The following is a 17,696-nucleotide window of genomic DNA, read 5'->3' on the forward strand; positions in this document are numbered from 1 at the left end:
AAAACTCGTCCCTTATCAAAAGGGACGAGTTGTGTATACACGCGGTACCACCCTTGTTTCCTCTTCGTATCTTGGATAACCCAAAGAACCCGAAGCGGCTCGAGGTTTTATAACGGAAATTCCGTCAGTAATTACTAGAGGCTCTGCTCGTTTACTACTGAAGTTTAGAGGTGGTAAGAATATATTCCGTGTTAGGAGATTTTCAGCCTGGATCTCCCTCTCTACAAACCGTAAATATACACTCATGTCCTCATCATAACTTGTAACATATAGCTGTTTTTCAATATGCATTTATTATATTCATTTTCAAAATAGAAATCAACCTTTCACGTTATATTTTGCTTTTGATCAAACGGAAATTCATTTTTTTCGTATAACATAACTTTTTCTTGGAAGATATTTTGAATGGTATAAACAAAATCATGATCATGCTGGTCGCTATACAGATGAATAGCAGCTGGAGATAAACTTAGCAAAGGCGCGATAATAGTTGAGTCTATGTATAATGATTCTTGTTCAGATAAAAAGGCCTCTGCTAGAGCTGCACATTCACGTTCAGGAACATATCTACTATTGTGGTCGTACAACACAAACTTGTTTTTATTCAAGTGCATTACATACACATCGCCTGTAGATAACTGTCTTTCATTAGCTGCTTGACGCAGCTGATGAATAAGAATTTGATAGTCTTGTTCAAGCTTATATTCATCAATCGCCAGCTCGGCATAATAGCGCAGCCGCTCTTGATATTCTTTTAAGCGGAATTGGAGAAAAGACTCAAAGGTGAATGTTACATTATGAATGAAGAAGTCTTGAAGAGCCTGGCGGATAAGTAATTCTCTTGGAAGAGAAAATGTTTTTTGCGGAATTTCGCCTCTCTCTCCTTCCATAATCCCCCCCATAATTTGAAGCAGCAAATCTTGCTCTTCCTCTTCTGAATAGAAAAATTGTTCTTTTAATATGTTTACCATCATCTTTTTTTCTTTCTTTTTTAAAATTACGTGGGTTAATACCGGTATCACCATGTCTTGTAAAACGGCCTCTCTATTGTATGTCTCATCAATGACTAAAAGCTGATTATTCACCAGCTTCAAGCACTGTGAACCATACGATAAAGCGCTTCGCTTCGCGCATAAAGACTCATATACAACGACTGCGTCTTCTACATATTTAAAGAATATTTTCATTCCTCATAGCCCCCCTTTGGACACGCTTTATTAATGTATATGGGGCAACATGCAAAAAAATGAGCAAGTCGTTACAAGAAATGTAAAACGACCTGCTCATCTATTTCGTTTATTCTCTCCATTCATTTCAACAGGAATGGCTAGAGACTTAATTCGTTCCATGACACGAGCGGCTTTGAGCTCTTCCTGCTCGCCTCTTTGGGTATAAGTCAAATGATGTTGAAGCTCTTTAAAATTTAAATTCGAGCTGAAAAATGTCGGCAAATTTTCGAGCATACGGAATTGTAAAATGGTTCCGAGCACATCGTCTCGCATCCAGCTCGTTACGGATTCTGCTCCGAGATCATCAAGCATAAGAACCGGTACTTTTTTGACATACTCTATTTTCTCATTGAAACTTTGATCTTGAAACGAACCTTTTAACTCACGCAAAAACTCCGGGACATACAGAATGGTAGATTTCACTTTCTTTTCGGCTAACGCATTGGCAATTGCTCCAAGAAAATACGTTTTCCCCACACCAAACGAACCGTGTAAATATAAAGCTTTCATTTTCTTATTTGGCTCATATTCTCGCACAAAATCTCTTACTAGTTTAATGGCTTCAAATCTTCCCTGCTCAATTTCAATATCAGACATTGTTGCCTGTAAAATTTCTTTAGGCACGTACATACACTGAATAAAAGATTCTTGTTCTTTTCGCTCATCTTCTTGTACTTTTCTAGGACAGCGTTCATACTGTAAATCAATATTCCGGCCTTTTACAACCAGCTGAGGGTGGTATCCTTTCACCATGTTGACGCAGCTTTGCAAAGAAGGACACTTGTCACAGCATTTGCTTTGGTCGATAAATTCATGCATCTTCATCAGACCTCGGTCGACCATTTGCTCATCTAACTCATGGCGATGCTCTTGCAAAAATGTTTTAACTTCGGGATTAGACAGGATACTGTTTCTTAATGCTTCTAAGCGTGCTTTAAAATCCTTTTTGTTCACTAACTGATTTAGTGAATCATTGATAGGCTTCATCTTTTTCACCTCACCTCTATCATACCTGCTTTTTATTCTTTATGCTTTTGTTTTAGCTCTTGATCTAACTGTTTGAGCTCTTCTTGTAGCTTTCGTTTTTCTTCTTCAAATCCGTCCACTTCTTTTGAAGGCTGCTTTTTCTCTTCTTTTTCTTCATCGCTCAGCCACTCTGGCACCATTTCTTTACGCACAATTTTTCGTCCAGCCGTTTTTTTATTTTGCTTTGCTTCGGTCCAATTCTGATATTCTTTCTGTTCATTTTTAGCTAAATTCATGGCATCTTGAACAGTTTGTACCTTTTTGCGCGCCCAGTGTCCAGCAATTTTCTCTACATAGCTCTTAGATAATTTCATATCGGATCTTAGCATAACATAGTAAATAAGAACATTTACTACCCCTGGTGAAAGCTTTTGGTTAAACATCACTTCTTCGATCATTTGCAAATCTGCTTTTGAAGGCTCTGCTCCCCCGGAAAACTCGATCAAAAGCTGTCGAGGAGAAGTCACTTCAAGCTGTTGAATGAGCTGCTCTTCCTTTGTCTGCGGCTGCTTTTCCTGCATAGTACGAAGCATAGGCGGCTGAATTTGTTCGCTTAGATTTGGAAGTGCTTCTCCATTTTCAAATTGGTAAAAGGACTGTGCCGCTTTTCTAAGCAATTCAATATCAACTTGATCGTTCTCATTTAGCGAATCGAGCACCACGTTTTTCATTTGAAGAGGATCGATACCGTATAAAAAGGCTAGCTTTTCAATCGCTTGTTTTACTTTAGATGTAATAGACCTTTTCGAAATCATTGAATCTGTTAGACCTGCTAAAAATAAATCAAAATCAAAGGAATCCGGGCTCATCTCAATAGAAGCGCGTTTGGAGGAATCCACAAAGTCCGTTTGAGCATCAGGAGAAAATACATCCTTGCTTTCAGACTGAAAACTTGGAGCCAGCTCTGTTGCTTTAACTGATTTAAATACATCGTTAAATGAATGCGTCACATCTGTGAACGATTGGTCATCGACGAGTGAATCAGAAAAATAATTTTTTACTTTTTGAAAGATAGATTTTCCGAGTCGGTTATATAAATATACATTTAACACGCCATCGTTAAAAAACTGATGGGGCGTAAGAGGAGGAATGAGCTCATAAATGAACACACGAACATCATCTTCTTCCTTAATATATGTTTTTAACAAACCAATGCCTTCTAATTTTAACCGCTCATGGTAAATAGCTTTCAAATTAATTTGCATCATTGACATTAGATGATGATGCGTAGACTCTTTCCCCCATAAACGATCTTGTTCCAGCTCGCTCCATAGCGTCATATACAGACCAAAGCACGTTGTACCCACCAACGGCTGATAGAGCATGGTTAAAATCTTTCGGTCGTATTCCTGCAGTATGCCGTTCGAACGAACAACATAACGATCGACCGGTATCATTTCTTTCCAATGTTGTTCTTTCATGTCGTTCCCTACCTACTTTTAAAGTAATAGAAATGACAAAAAAAGAGCCTAAAGAATACTTCAATAGCTCTTTTACAGTCGTTCCTTCTTAATTAAATCTTTTAATTCATCAATAAATACATTGATGTCTTTAAATTGTCGGTATACAGAAGCAAATCGAACATAAGAGACTTCATCGATAGCAGCTAATCGCTCCATCACCATTTCTCCTACCACATCTGACTGCACCTCTGATGTACCCTGACTGCGCAGCTCTGTTTCAATATCGTGTACGGTATCTTCTAATTGTTTTAAGCTTACTTGGCGTTTTTCACACGCCTTAATTAACCCTCGAAGGATTTTGTCTTTGCTGAACTCTTCTCTCGCTCCATCTTTTTTTACAACAATTAACGGAAGTTCTTCTACTTTCTCAAAAGTTGTAAAACGATAGTGACACTCTTCGCATTCACGTCTTCTACGAATAGAGCGGCCTTCTTCTACAGGGCGCGAGTCCAGCACTCTCGTTCCATTGTAATGACAGGATGGGCACTTCATATTCTCAGCTCCAATAATAAACCTTGTTTTTCTTTTTATTTTCTCTTATATAAGTTAATTTCCATCTATGTTAGCCGGCTATTCGCCATTTATTATGATTTTTATCATCATTTCCTTTAACAAACACGATGCTGTATTAAAGGATTTGCTTTATTCCATCTTATAGAAAACAAGGCTTGAATACAAGTAAAGGAAAAGGAATTTCCCCATTTTATTTCCTGAAATTCAAAAATGATAAGGAACTTACGAAGAAATAGGAATAAGTTTTTGATCAAAGCTCTTATAAAGCGTACTTACAAGTTCTTTACTAAAACCAAAATCAACCGGCACCACTTTTGATTCTGTTGTAGCAGAAAAATCGATAGCGGTTTCAAGAGGACGTACGTTAATAATAGTAATCACAACAAAAGCTTTTCTTCCTTTTACAACGTTTAAGCTAATTTCTCCTCGCTCTTCATACGCAGCAAGTATCTCTATCCCTTGCATGTGCTTCAACATTTCATGAACTTGCTTAAATGCATTCCCGGCCGTTGTTTTGTAATAATGCGTTTTTAGAGTCGGATCTGAATGGTGATCGCTTGTTTCTACATGATTAGAAAATAAAGATTTAACTGCTTGTACTACCCCCATGTTGTTATCCCCTTTGTTTTTGCGTATTAAAAATTTATATACTAAAAAGAGGTGTGTAATACACCTCTTAACTTACGTAATCAATCGACACTATTAAAGTGCATTCGCTTTAGTTTGTTTTACCTGAACAGGACCCATTCCACGTGGTAATTCAATTGTTTCACGTGTCTGTGCACTTAGAGCATCTGCAATATAATCTGCTGCGATTGTAGGATCTAAATGACCACAAGTATAAACATCGATACTTGCATAACCATGCTCTGGGAAGCTGTGAATCGTTAAATGTGATTCTGAAATAATAACAACGCCACTTACACCTTGAGGTGCAAATTTATGGAACGCTACTTCGCGAACTTCCGCACCAGATTTTAAAGCTGCATCAACAAACGTTTTTTCAATATAATCAATATCATTTAACTTATCGAAATCGCATCCCCATAATTCTGAGATGACATGACGACCCATTGTTTCCATAATGATATTTCCCCCTTTAACAATTTTTAATCGTTAAACATGAAGTTCTTTCGCCATATAGCATGTTAACTACCACGGGGGAAAGTTAGTCCAAAGAGGTCCTAACCCTTTAAGTAGCCACATCACCGAAAGGTACACAAGAAGTTCACGAAACATAGTATACTTTGTTTACATTTATTTTGCAATACGTGTTTTGATTTTATTAAAGATTGTTCTTGCAGATAGACCTATACAAATTACCCCTGTATTCTCGTGAGAAAGTGTGTAAAAGCTGCTAAACGACTATTAATTTTTTATTAAAATTGAGGAAAATAAACACCCCTTTGCATGCTTATCTTATTGCTTTTCCCTATTCTTTTGAATAAAAACAAAAAAAAAACAGGGCGATAGCTCCCTGTTTTTTTTAAAAGCAATCAATAGCTTTCTTAGCTTACTCTTATTTTTGATCCATTACGCATTTCTGCAGCAATATATCTTACCAAATCGACTACGCGCTGAGAGTAGCCCCACTCGTTATCGTACCAAGCTAACACTTTAATTTTATGATCTTCCATTACGATTGTGGATAGTCCATCTACAATCGCTGAATGAGGATTTGTATTAAAGTCAATTGATACGAGTGGTTCCATTGTTAAATTTAAAATATTCTTTAATGGTCCTTCAGCGGCTTTAATAAACGCTAAATTAACATCTTCCATCGTCACAGGTTTCCTTACATCCACAACTAAATCGACAAGCGATACGTTCGGCGTTGGCACACGAAGCGCCATCCCATGAAGTTTTCCTTTTAAATGAGGAAGAACTAATGAAAGTGCCTTGGCTGCTCCAGTTGTTGTAGGAATAATTGATTGAGCACACGCACGAGCTCTTCGCAAATCTTTATGCGGATTATCGATATTCTTTTGATCATTTGTATATGCATGAACGGTCGTCATTAAACCGTTTTCAATTGTGAACGCTTCGTCTAGTACCTTGACAACTGGAGCTAGACAATTTGTCGTACAAGAGGCATTGGAAATAATGTTATGCTGATTCACATCAAACTCTCGTTCGTTTACGCCCATCACAATGGTGATATCTTCTTGTTTACCGGGTGCCGTTAAGACAACTTTTTTCGCACCTGCTTCAATATGTAACTGCGCTTTTTCTCTTGAATTAAATTTTCCCGTTGCTTCAACAACGAGATCAATCCCAAGCTCTTTCCAAGGCAAATTCAGCGGATCACGTGAATTTAATAGCTGAATTCTTTTACCGTTAACAATTAGCGCATCATCATCACATTTGACATCTCCATTAAATGGTCCGTGTATAGAGTCATATTTGATTAAATGTGCTAACGTTTCTGCTGGATAAGATGCATTTATTGCAATAATATCTAAATTTTCCTCTATAATCGCTGTGCGAAACACCATTCTTCCTATTCTCCCAAAACCATTAATGGCAATACGTGCTTTCATGGCTATACCCCTCTCTATATGTGTTATACTATTTAACTTTTTATATTGAATAGTATAACATAAATATTTAAAAAGTGAATAATATTAATTTTTTTTAATAAATTATTTTAATTAAGTTTTACTATATGTATATAGCGAGAACAGATATTTAACACATTCTTTTTTAGAAGCCCTTAAATATTCCCAATAAAAAAAGAGTGAATGCAATCATTCACTCTTTAATCTAGCCATAGGGCTAATATACTTAAAAGCTGTTGTTTTGTTTCCTCTACAGGACCGTTGTTATTGATCACCGCATCGGCTAAGGCTACTTTTTGAATCAAAGGCAGCTGTGCATGGATACGCGCATAGGCATCCTCCGCCGAGAGGTTATTACGCGACTTTAACCTTTCTAGCTGCACAGACTCATCGACATATACAACCACTACTTTATCCACTAAGTGTGTCAAATCGCTTTCAAACAGCAGCGGAATATCTAATACAACGGCTTCGTAACCTTCCTCTATATAGCTTTCCTTTTGAGAAAGCATTTCTTTTCTTACGGCAGGATGTACAATTGCATTCAACTTTTTACGTTCTTCCTCTTGATAAAACACAATTTCCCCTAAAGCCGCTCGATTGATCTCCGCGTTCTCGTGAAGAATAGAACGGCCGAACGTCTCGACAATTTGTTTGTATGCTTCTTTTCCTGGTTCTACGACTTCTTTTGCAATGTGATCAGCGTCGATTACTGGAATATTGATATCTCGTAGCATTCCGGTTACCGTGCTTTTTCCGCTTGCAATTCCGCCCGTTAATCCAATTACAATTGACATGGGTCTCTCCTTTATCCCTTTATTTAAAATCTAAAAATACCTAAAATAATGAGCAGAACTCCTGGTACAAACGAGAACATTTTCATCCATGATAAACGTGAAAAAACCTTGCCAAACTGTATGCCCGCACTTAAAAAAAGAGAACTCATAAGAGCTACAGCAATTGCTAGAGCATACGGCGAATAACCTAATAAAGCCGCTCCAAACCCTGCTCCAAATGCATCCAGAGATAATGCAATTCCAAGTATAAATGCTTCAATTCCATTGATGGAACCTGAATTATCTAAATCTGCTGCAATTGGCTTTTTCAATACGTTGATGACTAGGCCAATTGACTTAATTTCAATTTTCACTAATGTTTTTTCTTCTTTCACTCGAGATGAATCTGCCGGACAAAAAAACTGGTATAAAATCCACATCCCAAGCAGAACAAGAATACCTCCGCCTACTTTATTTAGTACATCCACTGAAAATAGATGCGTAAGTACTTTTCCTAAAAACATAGAAAACATTAAAGAAAATGCTGAGCAACATGAAATAATAAAAATGGATTTCAGCGGGATTTTCACCTTTCGAAGTCCGTATGTCAGGCCAACGCTAAAGCTGTCAAGACTTACGGCAAAAGCAAGAATAAGTAAAGAAAATGTTATCATGATGAGAGGACTCCTTTCCTTTCTGTCTATACGTAGTATATGAAAGGAGCCCATCCATTGTTATTTTTTAGCCGGCTGACAATTTGGGCAGATATGTGTTCCTCTACCGCCTACGACAAATTTTTCAATTGGAGTACCGCACATTTTACAGGATTCGCCTTTTCTTCCGTACACATAAAGCTGCTGCTGAAACATGCCTATTTGTCCCTGTGTGTTTACATACGTGCGAATTGTGCTGCCTCCTTGCTTCACAGCTTCTTGAAGAGTCGCTACAATTTCTTCGTACAATTTTTCATACTCTTCGTCTGTTAATTGGCTGGCCACTCGTTCAGGATGAATCCCTGCGCGAAACAGTGCTTCATCTACATAAATATTTCCTAGCCCAACCACGACATTTTGATCGAGTAAAACCGGCTTGATTTTTCGAGAGGTTTTGCCGATTCTCATTTTTAATTGACTAGGATTAAATGTTTCGTCAAACGGTTCAGGTCCAAGGCCAATAAGAGGAGGAAACAGATCTTCCTCTCCCTTTTTAAATAAGTGCATAGTACCAAACTTCCTTACATCCCGGTATCGCAATTCCGTTCCATCCGTGAAGTGAAAAAAGACGTGTACATGCTTATCTGGTTCTTCTGCATTCTCATGGAGAGCATACTTCCCTTCCATACGCAAATGAGAAACCATCGTATAATCATCGAGCACAATTTTCAAAAACTTACCTCTGCGTTCAACATCTCGAATGGTTTGTCCAACAAGCGCATCACAAAACTGTTCAACTTGTTCAGGACGTTTGATAATATTAGGCCATTTAACTGTTACACGCTCAATGGTCTTTCCACTGGCTAATTCAATTAACGTACGTCTGACGGTTTCAACTTCTGGTAATTCTGGCACGTTTGTCACATCCTTTTTCCACTACTTTGCTTCGTACCAAGTCTTTCCGTAAGAATAATCTACTTTCAACGGAACTTCTAGCTCTAAAGCGTTCTCCATTACTTCTGGTACGATTTTCTCTAAAATTTTAATTTCTTCTTCTGGAGCTTCAAAAATCAGCTCATCGTGTACTTGAAGCAGCAGCTTAGCCTGAAGATTTTCATCTTTTAAGCGCTTATCCATTTCAATCATTGCTTTTTTAATAATATCAGCTGCCGTCCCTTGGATAGGCGTATTCATAGCCGTACGCTCAGCAAAGCTGCGGAGGTTAAAGTTTCGGCTCGTGATTTCAGGCAAGTAACGTCGGCGGTGCAAGAGCGTTGTTACATATCCCTTTTCTTTTGCATCGCGTACAATCGTATCCATATACTCCTGTACACCAGGGAAGCTTTTTAAATAGCGTTCAATAAAAGTAGCCGCTGCTTTTCTTGTAATTCCTAAACTTTGCGATAAACCGTAATCACTGATGCCATAGACGATTCCAAAGTTAACTGCTTTAGCCTGGCGGCGCATATTCGACGTTACTTCTTCTCTTTCGACGTGGAACACATCCATCGCTGTTTTCGTATGAATATCTAAGTCATGCTTAAACGCATCGATTAGCTTTTCATCATCTGCAATATGAGCCAGTACGCGCAGCTCAATTTGTGAATAATCCGCCGCAAATATTAACCAATCAGGCTGTGAAGGCACAAACGCACCTCTTATTTTTTTACCTTCTTCAAGACGAATCGGGATGTTTTGCAGGTTAGGATCTACTGAGCTTAACCTCCCCGTTTGAGTTAACGTTTGATTAAAGCGGGTATGAACTTTTCCATCGCTTTCATGAATAACCTTTTTTAATCCTTCAATATACGTAGACTGTAATTTTCCTAGCTGACGGTATTGTAAAATCTCTGGGATAATATCATGGGTACTAGCTAATTGCTCTAATACATCGGCTGATGTGGAATAGCCTGTTTTTGTTTTCTTTATGACTGGAAGCTGCATTTTTTCAAAAAGAACAACTCCTAGCTGCTTTGGCGAATTAATATTGAATTCTTGTCCAGCGTATTCGTAGATTTTCGCTTCAATTTTTTCAAGCTGCTCTCGAAGATCTTCGCCCATTTCATCCAAACGCGCGCGGTCAATTTTCACCCCTTGATATTCCATATCAGCAAGGACAATGGCAAGAGGCATTTCAAGCTTCTCAAACAGCTCAAACTGTTCATTTTCAACCAATTCTTTTTCTAACACTTCTTTTAAATAAGCTACGGCGGCTGCTTTTCTTATAACATGCTCAGCTAGCTGAGCAGCTTCCGCAATGCTTCGCTTAGCTCCTTTTCCATACACAGCTTCATCTGATTGCACTTGATGGTATCCTTTTAATTTTGCAATTGTTGCTAGGTCATCATTTGCCTCAGCAGGATTCAAGATGTAAGAAGCAATCATTACATCATGTTCAATTCCTTTAATTTCATGCCCCGCCCATTTTAACGATACAATCGTACGTTTTCCATTAAACACCGTCTTTTTTACACGTCCATCTTCTAACCATGCTTTAAATTTAGAAGATGAAAGAGCTGTATCTTTATCAATAAAATAGTGGCCATTCTTGTTGCTGATTCCAAAACCGAGCAGCTGATTGTGATGGTAGTTTTCTTCATACCCTTCTACGATCAGAGCTGCTTCGCTTGTTAACATATCATCGTGAACTTCCTGCGCTATTTCAAACGTCAGTTCTTCAAAATCTGCTTCCTCTTCTGCTGATTCACCAAATTTAGCAAGCAGAGAATTAAACCCAAGCTCTTTAAATAATGAGATGACCTTTGAAGATTCAAACCCGTCATACTTTGCATCTTCTACAGATACTTCCAGAGGCGCTTCGCAATAAATAGTTGCAAGCTTTTTACTCATGATGGCTGATTCACGATTATCTTCTAGCTTTTCTTTTAATTTTTTACCGCTGACTTGATCGATAGATTTCAATACATTTTCAACCGTTTCGAACTCTTTTAATAGCTTTAAGGCTGTTTTTTCGCCGACTCCGGGCACGCCTGGGATATTATCCGAGCTGTCCCCCATAAGGCCCTTCATATCAATAATTTGTGCAGCCGTAATACCATACTTTTCATCAATGGCTGCAGGCGTATAGGAATCGACATCCGTAATTCCTTTTCTCGTAATATCTACGGTTACATGTTCTGACACAAGCTGAAGTAAATCTTTATCCCCGGAAATGACTTTTACGTCCATTCCTTTTTTTTCAGCTTGTTTTGAAAGCGTACCGATAATATCATCTGCTTCATAATCAGGCAGTTCATAGCGCTTAATCCCATATGCATCTAATAACTCACGAATAAAGGGAAACTGCTCTGAAAGTTCAGGAGGCGTCTTTTGTCTGCCTCCTTTGTATTCTGTAAATGTTTTGTGGCGAAACGTTGTTTTCCCTGCATCAAATGCCACAAGTAAATGCGTCGGCTTCTCTTCCTCTAAGATACGTGTCAGCATTGTAGTAAAGCCATATATAGCATTTGTATGTATTCCTTTATCATTGTTTAAAAGCGGCAAAGCAAAAAATGCACGGTAGGCAATACTATTCCCGTCAATTAATACTAGTTTTTGTGTCATTCATGTTCCTCCATTTCGCTCTCTTCTTATCTTACCTTTATTTTAACAAACAATAAGCTTTAAGGACAAAAAGTAATCTTGAGTTCAACGTTTTATTTTCATGTGGTGATAAGATCTGTACATCATAAAATAAAAACACCGCCTAGTTATTTTAGGCGGTGTAACATGTGAATGGATAGAAATTGTCAAAAAGAATCGGCGAAAATAGCACGGTTAAAGCTATTTTCGCCTTACACATTGGCTCCTTGGATGAAGGGGTTTCCATGAAAAATTGTATCAATTAATTATTAAGCTACATTAAATAAATTGTAAAAGGAACGTAAACATTTTACATCTGCGGCAAATACTTGTGCAGCTTCACTGAAAAAGTTGTCCCTTTATTGACTTCACTTTCCACTTCAATTTCCCCTTTATGAGCTTCAACAAGATGTTTAACAATTGCTAATCCAAGACCTGTTCCTCCGGAATTACGGCTTCTTGCCTTATCTACTCGGTAAAAGCGCTCAAAAATACGTGAAATTTCATCAGAATCAATACCGATACCTGTATCTTGAACATGAACCGTAATCGTTTCTTCTTCCTCTTCAAGCGAAACGTGAACAGTTCCTCCAGGCATTGTATACATGAGCGCATTGCCGATTAAGTTAACAAACACTTGCATAAGGCGCTGACTGTCACCATCAATCCACGCTTCTTCAGGAAGCGTATCTAACGTTAGCGTGATTTCTTTTTCAGTTGCTCGGTTTGATAGCACTGTCGTCACTTCATAAAGAAGCGTATTCAAATCTACTGAATGAATGCTTAGTTTAAAGCCTTGCTGTTCAACTTTAGACAAATCTAAAAGATCTTGAATCAAGCTCTCCATGCGCTGACTTTCCGTTAAAATGATAGATAGAAACTGCTGGCGCAGCTGTGGATCTTCCATGGCACCGTCTAACAATGTCTCACTAAACCCTTTTATAGACGTAATAGGAGTTTTTAGTTCATGAGACACATTCGCTACAAAGTCACGGCGAACTTGTTCTAGTTTTTTTAGCTCGGTAATATCATGGAAAACAAGCACAATCCCTTTCCATTCATCATTTAAGCCAATAATCGGCGCTCCATAAACATCAAAATATCTTCGTTCAATATTTAAAGGCAGAACCACTTGTTTTCGAACCTTTACTTCCGTCATAAATATTTTTTCCACAAGCTTAATGATTTCTTTATGCTCAAATACCTCGTAATACAAATGATAAAGGAAGTCATCCGGATGTATATGAAACTGCTCTTTATAAGCTCGATTCACTAAGTTTATATAGCCTCGACTATCGATAAGAAGCATGCCGCTTCCCATATTTTCAATTAGCGTGCGCAGCCTGTCCTGCTGCATTTCTTGATTAGTGATAGACTCTTGCAGATTACGAGCAAGTGCGTTAATAGACTGACTCAGCATCCCTGTTTCATCTACATAATCTTCATATGTACGAGCTTTATAATTCCCTTTTGCAAGTTCCATAGCCACCTTGGTTGCCGATTCAATAGGACGGGTATAGCGTCCCATAATCTTTACACCTAAGAGTAAAATCACAATCAAAGCTAGACCTAAACTTCCAATAAGAAGGCCCCAAATTTGCTGATTTACTTGTTTTAATGAATCAAACGATGTACTTAGCACAACAAATCCCTCTTGCTTACCTTCTATAATCAGCGGGATACCATAGTAATATAAGTCATAATCTTCTTTAATTTGATCAAAGCTTTTTTTACTGTTTAACTGCTTTTTTAATACTTGTTGGATTACGATACTTTTTTCGATTCTTTGCTGCTTGCTGCCTGGATTTGAGTCAACTAATATTTTTCCGTCTTTTTGAACGATAGTCGTTCTTACACTTAACGAATGGCTGATTTGATCAACTTTAGATTTTAAAGCAGGACTTGTGATACCTTCTTCGCTAATGTACATTTCTACAAGCTTTGCCTCTTTTTCCATTCGCTCTTGAAACGTCTGAAAATAAAAGTTTTTAAACAACTGTCCCAGCAGCAGGCCAAGACCTACTAATACAATAATAATAAGTACTAATAGAGCCAAAAGTAGCCTTGAACGAAATTTATTCATCTACCTTTGGTTCCTCCAGCTTATATCCTAATCCTCTAATCGTTTTTATATAAACAGGTTTTCGCGTATTGTGTTCAATTTTCTCACGCAAATGGCTGATGTGCACATCTACAATTCGCGTATCTCCGGCAAAATCATAATTCCACACTGCACTTAGCAGCTGATCACGAGTTAATACCCGTCCTTTGTATTTTGCCAAATATAATAACAACTCAAATTCTTTTGGAGTAAGCTCAAGCTGCTCTTGATTAAAGTAGGCCTCATAATGATCTGGAAGAATTTTTAAATCACCGATCATGATGCGCTCGCCATCTTCCTCTTGTTCATTTTCCTGAGCAATGATTTGTGTTCTGCGTAAAATGGCTTTTACACGTGCTACTACTTCTCGAGGGCTAAATGGTTTCGTCATGTAGTCATCTGCGCCAAGCTCTAGCCCTAATACTTTGTCGAACTCATCGTCTTTTGCAGTTAACATTAAAATAGGCGTCATCACTTTTTGCTGACGAAGCTTTTTACAAACTTCAATTCCATCCATCTTAGGAAGCATCAAGTCTAACACAATTAAATCCGGTTTTCCTTCTAGTGCCTTGTTGTATCCTTCTTCCCCGTCTTCAGCTGTTTCTACTGTAAAGCCAGCTTGTTGTAAATTATATTGTAATAATGTTGAAATTGATTGTTCATCATCTACGACTAATAATTTCTTACTCATATTAACGATATAAGCCTCCATCTAGTTAAATTAAACCGCAGCTTCATCCAAATGATATTATTTTCTATTTATCTTCTCTTATCATACAATGTTTTAGCCTCGTTCTCCAATACATTTCAACATTTTCAGAAAATATGATCAAACAGTTTCTTCTATATTTATAAATATTTAAGGCGTTTTAAAAATTTTCAAAGTCGTGTGTCTCTACTGATGGAAGTCTAAACGGCGGATACACAAGAAACCGCGCCGTTACTACTTTCTCTTTTTGCTCATTGACCGCTTCCACCTCAACCGTAACAGTTCTAGAAGAAACATCTACCTCTGTCACTTCAAATAAAAATTCAATCGTGCTATAATGATGAATCTTTTTGGGGAAGGCTACCGTATGTTCTGCAACGTGGCTTCCAGGTCCGGGCAAATACTTTGAAATGGCTGCTGTCATAATACCGGTAATCATAATACTTGGCACAATAGGTTTTTTAAAAGGGGTCTGAGATGCGTAATCATGCTGAATGTATAAAGGGTTAGAATCATTTGTCAGCCCTAAGTACAATAAGATATCCTTATCTTCAATTCGTTCCGTTAGCGTTAATTTTTCTCCAACTTTTATATCTTCAATACTTCGGCCTATTTTTTGTTTTTTACCTAATACCATCATCATTCCACCTTTTGTATAAAGTAATAGCTTTTCTTTATATACAAGAAAAATTCGAGGTTTCCCTCGAATTTTCCTTGTGACTATTGTTTGAATATTGATAAAAACCTATACTCAAACCTATTTTATTGTATTAAGCTAATACACCCATGACAGTTTTAACTGATTTTGCTGATTGATCTAACGCAGCTTTTTCAGAATCAGTCAGTTCTAATTCAATTACCTGCTCAATTCCTTCAGCTCCTAATACGGTTGGAACACCTAAGTAGATGCCGTTATAACCATATTCACCCTCTAGGTAAGCAATAGCTGGTAAAATACGACGCTGATCTTTTAAGATCGCTTCTGTCATTTCCACTAAGGAAGCAGCAGGCGCGTAGTATGCACTTCCGTTACCTAATAAGTTAACGATCTCGCCGCCGCCTTTGCGTGTTCTTTCAACAATTGCTTCAAGACGCGCTTTTGGAATAAGCGTTTCAAGAGGAATACCGCCAGCATATGAGTAGCGTACAAGAGGTACCATATCGTCGCCATGTCCACCAAGTACAAAACCTGTGATATCTTTTACTGAAATGTTTAACTCCTGCGCTACGAACGTACGGAAACGTGCAGAATCTAATACGCCTGATTGACCGATTACGCGGTTTTTAGGAAAACCAGATTCTTTAAATACTGTATACGTCATAGCATCTACCGGGTTTGTCAACACGATGATGTGACAGTTTGGCGAGTATTTAACAACTTCTTGAGTAACAGACTTCATGATTTTTTGGTTCGTTGTTACTAAATCATCGCGACTCATACCTGGCTTGCGCGCGATACCAGCTGTAATAATGACAATGTCAGAATCAGCTGTGTCTTCGTAGTTGGCTGTTCCTGTAATGTTAGCGTCAAAGCCTTGTACAGGACTTGCTTCTAACATATCCAGCGCTTTACCTTTAGCTGGATTTTCTAATTGCGGAATATCAACTAATACAACATCAGCTAATTCTTTTTGACCAATTAAAAAAGCAGTTGTAGCTCCTGTAAAGCCCGCTCCGATAACAGATACTTTTTTACGCATATTTGCCATTATAATTCCTCCCCTAAATGAATAGCTATTAAACTGTTACTTGTTTTCCTAGATTGCTAATTAATTCATCAGCAAACTCTGAACACTTCACTTCTGTTGCGCCGTCCATTAAACGTGCGAAATCATATGTTACTACTTTTGAAGCAATTGTTTTTTCCATTGATTTCATGATTAAATCCGCTGCTTCATTCCATCCAAGGTGTTCAAGCATTAACACACCTGATAATAATACAGAAGATGGGTTTACTTTATCTAAACCAGCATATTTAGGTGCTGTACCGTGAGTTGCTTCAAAGATAGCATGTCCAGTTTCGTAGTTGATATTTGCCCCTGGAGCAATTCCGATACCACCAACTTGTGCTGCTAATGCATCTGAAATGTAATCTCCATTTAAATTCATTGTTGCTACTACATCGAATTCACGTGGACGAGTTAAAATTTGTTGTAAGAAGATATCTGCAATTGAATCTTTTACAATAATTTTTCCTGCTGCTTCCGCTTCTGCTTGAGCTTTGTTTGCAGCCTGTGCACCTTCTTTTTCAACGATGCGGTCATATTGAGCCCAAGTAAATACTTTATCGCCGAATTCTTTTTCAGCTAGCTCATAGCCCCAATTTTTAAATGCGCCTTCTGTATATTTCATAATGTTACCTTTGTGTACAAGCGTAACAGACTTGCGGCCTTGTTCAATTGCATAGTTGATTGCTGCACGCACAAGACGCTCTGTTCCTTCAGAAGAAATAGGCTTAATACCTAATCCAGAAGTTTCAGGGAAACGGATTTTATTTACGCCTAATTCCGTTTGTAGGAATGAAACAAGCTTTTGTACTTCTTCAGAACCCTTCGCATATTCAATACCAGCATAAATATCTTCAGTATTTTCACGGAAGATAACCATATCTGTATCTTCAGGGCGCTTAATTGGAGAAGGTACGCCGTCAAAGTAGCGAACAGGACGTAAGCATGTGAATAAGTCTAATTCTTGACGCAATGCCACGTTTAGAGAACGAATTCCACCGCCTACTGGTGTTGTTAATGGTCCTTTGATTGCAATTATGTATTCGCGAATTGCATCTAACGTTTCTTCCGGTAACCATTCGCCAGTTTGATTAAATGCTTTTTCACCTGCTAATACTTCTTTCCAAACGATTTCTTTTTCACCATTGTATGCTTTTGCAACCGCTGCTTCTAATACGCGAGAAGCTGCTGCCCAGATATCCGGACCAATTCCGTCACCTTCGATAAATGGAATGATTGGGTTATTTGGTACGTTTAATACGCCGTTTGCTACAGAAATTTGTTCACCTTTTGTCATGAGAATGACCTCCTTAAAAAATTTGTCTACTTTCACGTATGGAAAAGTGCTCAACGAACGTG

The 17,696-nt window shown here is 38.0% G+C and carries 16 protein-coding genes and 1 other annotated feature; all 16 genes read right to left on the reverse strand.

Annotated elements, in window-relative coordinates; all coding sequences use genetic code 11:
* Nucleotides 1–17 precede the first annotated feature (17 nt).
* Nucleotides 18–266: a binding site (T-box leader), on the reverse strand.
* Nucleotides 267–326: 60 nt separating this feature from the next.
* Nucleotides 327–1,187: a sporulation protein YtxC gene (gene ytxC, locus JNUCC25_RS23855; RefSeq protein ID WP_013059429.1), complete on the reverse strand. Its 861-nt coding sequence runs from the start codon at nt 1,185–1,187 to the stop codon at nt 327–329.
* A 96-nt stretch (nt 1,188–1,283) separates the two neighbouring features.
* Nucleotides 1,284–2,216 carry a primosomal protein DnaI gene (gene dnaI, locus JNUCC25_RS23860; protein ID WP_013059430.1) on the reverse strand — a complete coding sequence of 311 codons (933 nt, stop codon included), beginning with the start codon at nt 2,214–2,216 and terminating at the stop codon, nt 1,284–1,286.
* Between the two features lie 32 nt (nt 2,217–2,248).
* On the reverse strand, nt 2,249–3,676 hold the full coding sequence (locus JNUCC25_RS23865; protein WP_013059431.1) for a replication initiation and membrane attachment family protein: 1,428 nt from the start codon (nt 3,674–3,676) through the stop codon (nt 2,249–2,251).
* A gap of 72 nt (nt 3,677–3,748) precedes the next feature.
* Nucleotides 3,749–4,210: a transcriptional regulator NrdR gene (nrdR, locus tag JNUCC25_RS23870; protein WP_013059432.1), complete on the reverse strand. Its 462-nt coding sequence runs from the start codon at nt 4,208–4,210 to the stop codon at nt 3,749–3,751.
* Between the two features lie 243 nt (nt 4,211–4,453).
* Complete coding sequence (locus JNUCC25_RS23875; RefSeq protein WP_064472166.1) at nt 4,454–4,840, reverse strand: hypothetical protein; 387 nt, start codon at nt 4,838–4,840, stop codon at nt 4,454–4,456.
* 93 nt (nt 4,841–4,933) lie between these two features.
* The gene (gene speD, locus JNUCC25_RS23880; protein WP_013059434.1) at nt 4,934–5,314 is read right to left on the reverse strand and encodes an adenosylmethionine decarboxylase; all 381 of its coding nucleotides are present in this window, start codon (nt 5,312–5,314) and stop codon (nt 4,934–4,936) included.
* Nucleotides 5,315–5,739: 425 nt separating this feature from the next.
* Nucleotides 5,740–6,771 carry a glyceraldehyde-3-phosphate dehydrogenase gene (locus tag JNUCC25_RS23885; RefSeq protein WP_013059435.1) on the reverse strand — a complete coding sequence of 344 codons (1,032 nt, stop codon included), beginning with the start codon at nt 6,769–6,771 and terminating at the stop codon, nt 5,740–5,742.
* 218 nt (nt 6,772–6,989) lie between these two features.
* A complete protein-coding gene (coaE, locus tag JNUCC25_RS23890) occupies nt 6,990–7,586 on the reverse strand; it encodes a dephospho-CoA kinase (RefSeq protein WP_016765703.1) in 597 nt (198 codons plus the stop codon).
* Between the two features lie 23 nt (nt 7,587–7,609).
* Nucleotides 7,610–8,239 carry a sporulation membrane protein YtaF gene (gene ytaF, locus JNUCC25_RS23895; protein ID WP_028410526.1) on the reverse strand — a complete coding sequence of 210 codons (630 nt, stop codon included), beginning with the start codon at nt 8,237–8,239 and terminating at the stop codon, nt 7,610–7,612.
* Between the two features lie 60 nt (nt 8,240–8,299).
* Entirely contained in the window at nt 8,300–9,133 is an 834-nt protein-coding gene (mutM, locus tag JNUCC25_RS23900) for a DNA-formamidopyrimidine glycosylase (protein ID WP_013059438.1), read from the reverse strand.
* Between the two features lie 21 nt (nt 9,134–9,154).
* Nucleotides 9,155–11,782: a DNA polymerase I gene (gene polA / locus JNUCC25_RS23905; RefSeq protein WP_029320022.1), complete on the reverse strand. Its 2,628-nt coding sequence runs from the start codon at nt 11,780–11,782 to the stop codon at nt 9,155–9,157.
* A gap of 328 nt (nt 11,783–12,110) precedes the next feature.
* Nucleotides 12,111–13,883 (reverse strand): two-component system histidine kinase PnpS, encoded by a 1,773-nt coding sequence (pnpS, locus tag JNUCC25_RS23910; RefSeq protein ID WP_029320020.1) that lies wholly within the window; start codon nt 13,881–13,883, stop codon nt 12,111–12,113.
* Nucleotides 13,876–14,592, reverse strand: a complete 717-nt coding sequence (locus tag JNUCC25_RS23915; RefSeq protein WP_013085192.1) for a response regulator transcription factor — start codon at nt 14,590–14,592, stop codon at nt 13,876–13,878. Before JNUCC25_RS23915 ends, pnpS begins: the two co-directional genes overlap by 8 nt.
* A 178-nt stretch (nt 14,593–14,770) precedes the next feature.
* Entirely contained in the window at nt 14,771–15,247 is a 477-nt protein-coding gene (locus JNUCC25_RS23920) for a MaoC family dehydratase (RefSeq protein ID WP_029320018.1), read from the reverse strand.
* A gap of 133 nt (nt 15,248–15,380) precedes the next feature.
* Nucleotides 15,381–16,319 carry a malate dehydrogenase gene (gene mdh / locus JNUCC25_RS23925; RefSeq protein WP_029320017.1) on the reverse strand — a complete coding sequence of 313 codons (939 nt, stop codon included), beginning with the start codon at nt 16,317–16,319 and terminating at the stop codon, nt 15,381–15,383.
* Nucleotides 16,320–16,347: 28 nt separating this feature from the next.
* Nucleotides 16,348–17,640: an NADP-dependent isocitrate dehydrogenase gene (gene icd, locus JNUCC25_RS23930; protein ID WP_255255780.1), complete on the reverse strand. Its 1,293-nt coding sequence runs from the start codon at nt 17,638–17,640 to the stop codon at nt 16,348–16,350.
* Between the last annotated feature and the right edge of the window lie 56 nt (nt 17,641–17,696).

This window comes from Priestia sp. JNUCC 25 (genome assembly GCF_053667915.1).

Coding starts and splice junctions, on each gene's coding strand:
- ytxC (WP_013059429.1), bottom strand. CDS start 1,187: ATGAAAATATTCTTTAAATATGTAGAAGACGCAGTCGTTGTATATGAG.
- dnaI (WP_013059430.1), bottom strand. CDS start 2,216: ATGAAGCCTATCAATGATTCACTAAATCAGTTAGTGAACAAAAAGGAT.
- JNUCC25_RS23865 (WP_013059431.1), bottom strand. CDS start 3,676: ATGAAAGAACAACATTGGAAAGAAATGATACCGGTCGATCGTTATGTT.
- nrdR (WP_013059432.1), bottom strand. CDS start 4,210: ATGAAGTGCCCATCCTGTCATTACAATGGAACGAGAGTGCTGGACTCG.
- JNUCC25_RS23875 (WP_064472166.1), bottom strand. CDS start 4,840: ATGGGGGTAGTACAAGCAGTTAAATCTTTATTTTCTAATCATGTAGAA.
- speD (WP_013059434.1), bottom strand. CDS start 5,314: ATGGAAACAATGGGTCGTCATGTCATCTCAGAATTATGGGGATGCGAT.
- JNUCC25_RS23885 (WP_013059435.1), bottom strand. CDS start 6,771: ATGAAAGCACGTATTGCCATTAATGGTTTTGGGAGAATAGGAAGAATG.
- coaE (WP_016765703.1), bottom strand. CDS start 7,586: ATGTCAATTGTAATTGGATTAACGGGCGGAATTGCAAGCGGAAAAAGC.
- ytaF (WP_028410526.1), bottom strand. CDS start 8,239: ATGATAACATTTTCTTTACTTATTCTTGCTTTTGCCGTAAGTCTTGAC.
- polA (WP_029320022.1), bottom strand. CDS start 11,782: ATGACACAAAAACTAGTATTAATTGACGGGAATAGTATTGCCTACCGT.
- pnpS (WP_029320020.1), bottom strand. CDS start 13,883: ATGAATAAATTTCGTTCAAGGCTACTTTTGGCTCTATTAGTACTTATT.
- JNUCC25_RS23915 (WP_013085192.1), bottom strand. CDS start 14,592: ATGAGTAAGAAATTATTAGTCGTAGATGATGAACAATCAATTTCAACA.
- JNUCC25_RS23920 (WP_029320018.1), bottom strand. CDS start 15,247: ATGGTATTAGGTAAAAAACAAAAAATAGGCCGAAGTATTGAAGATATA.
- mdh (WP_029320017.1), bottom strand. CDS start 16,319: ATGGCAAATATGCGTAAAAAAGTATCTGTTATCGGAGCGGGCTTTACA.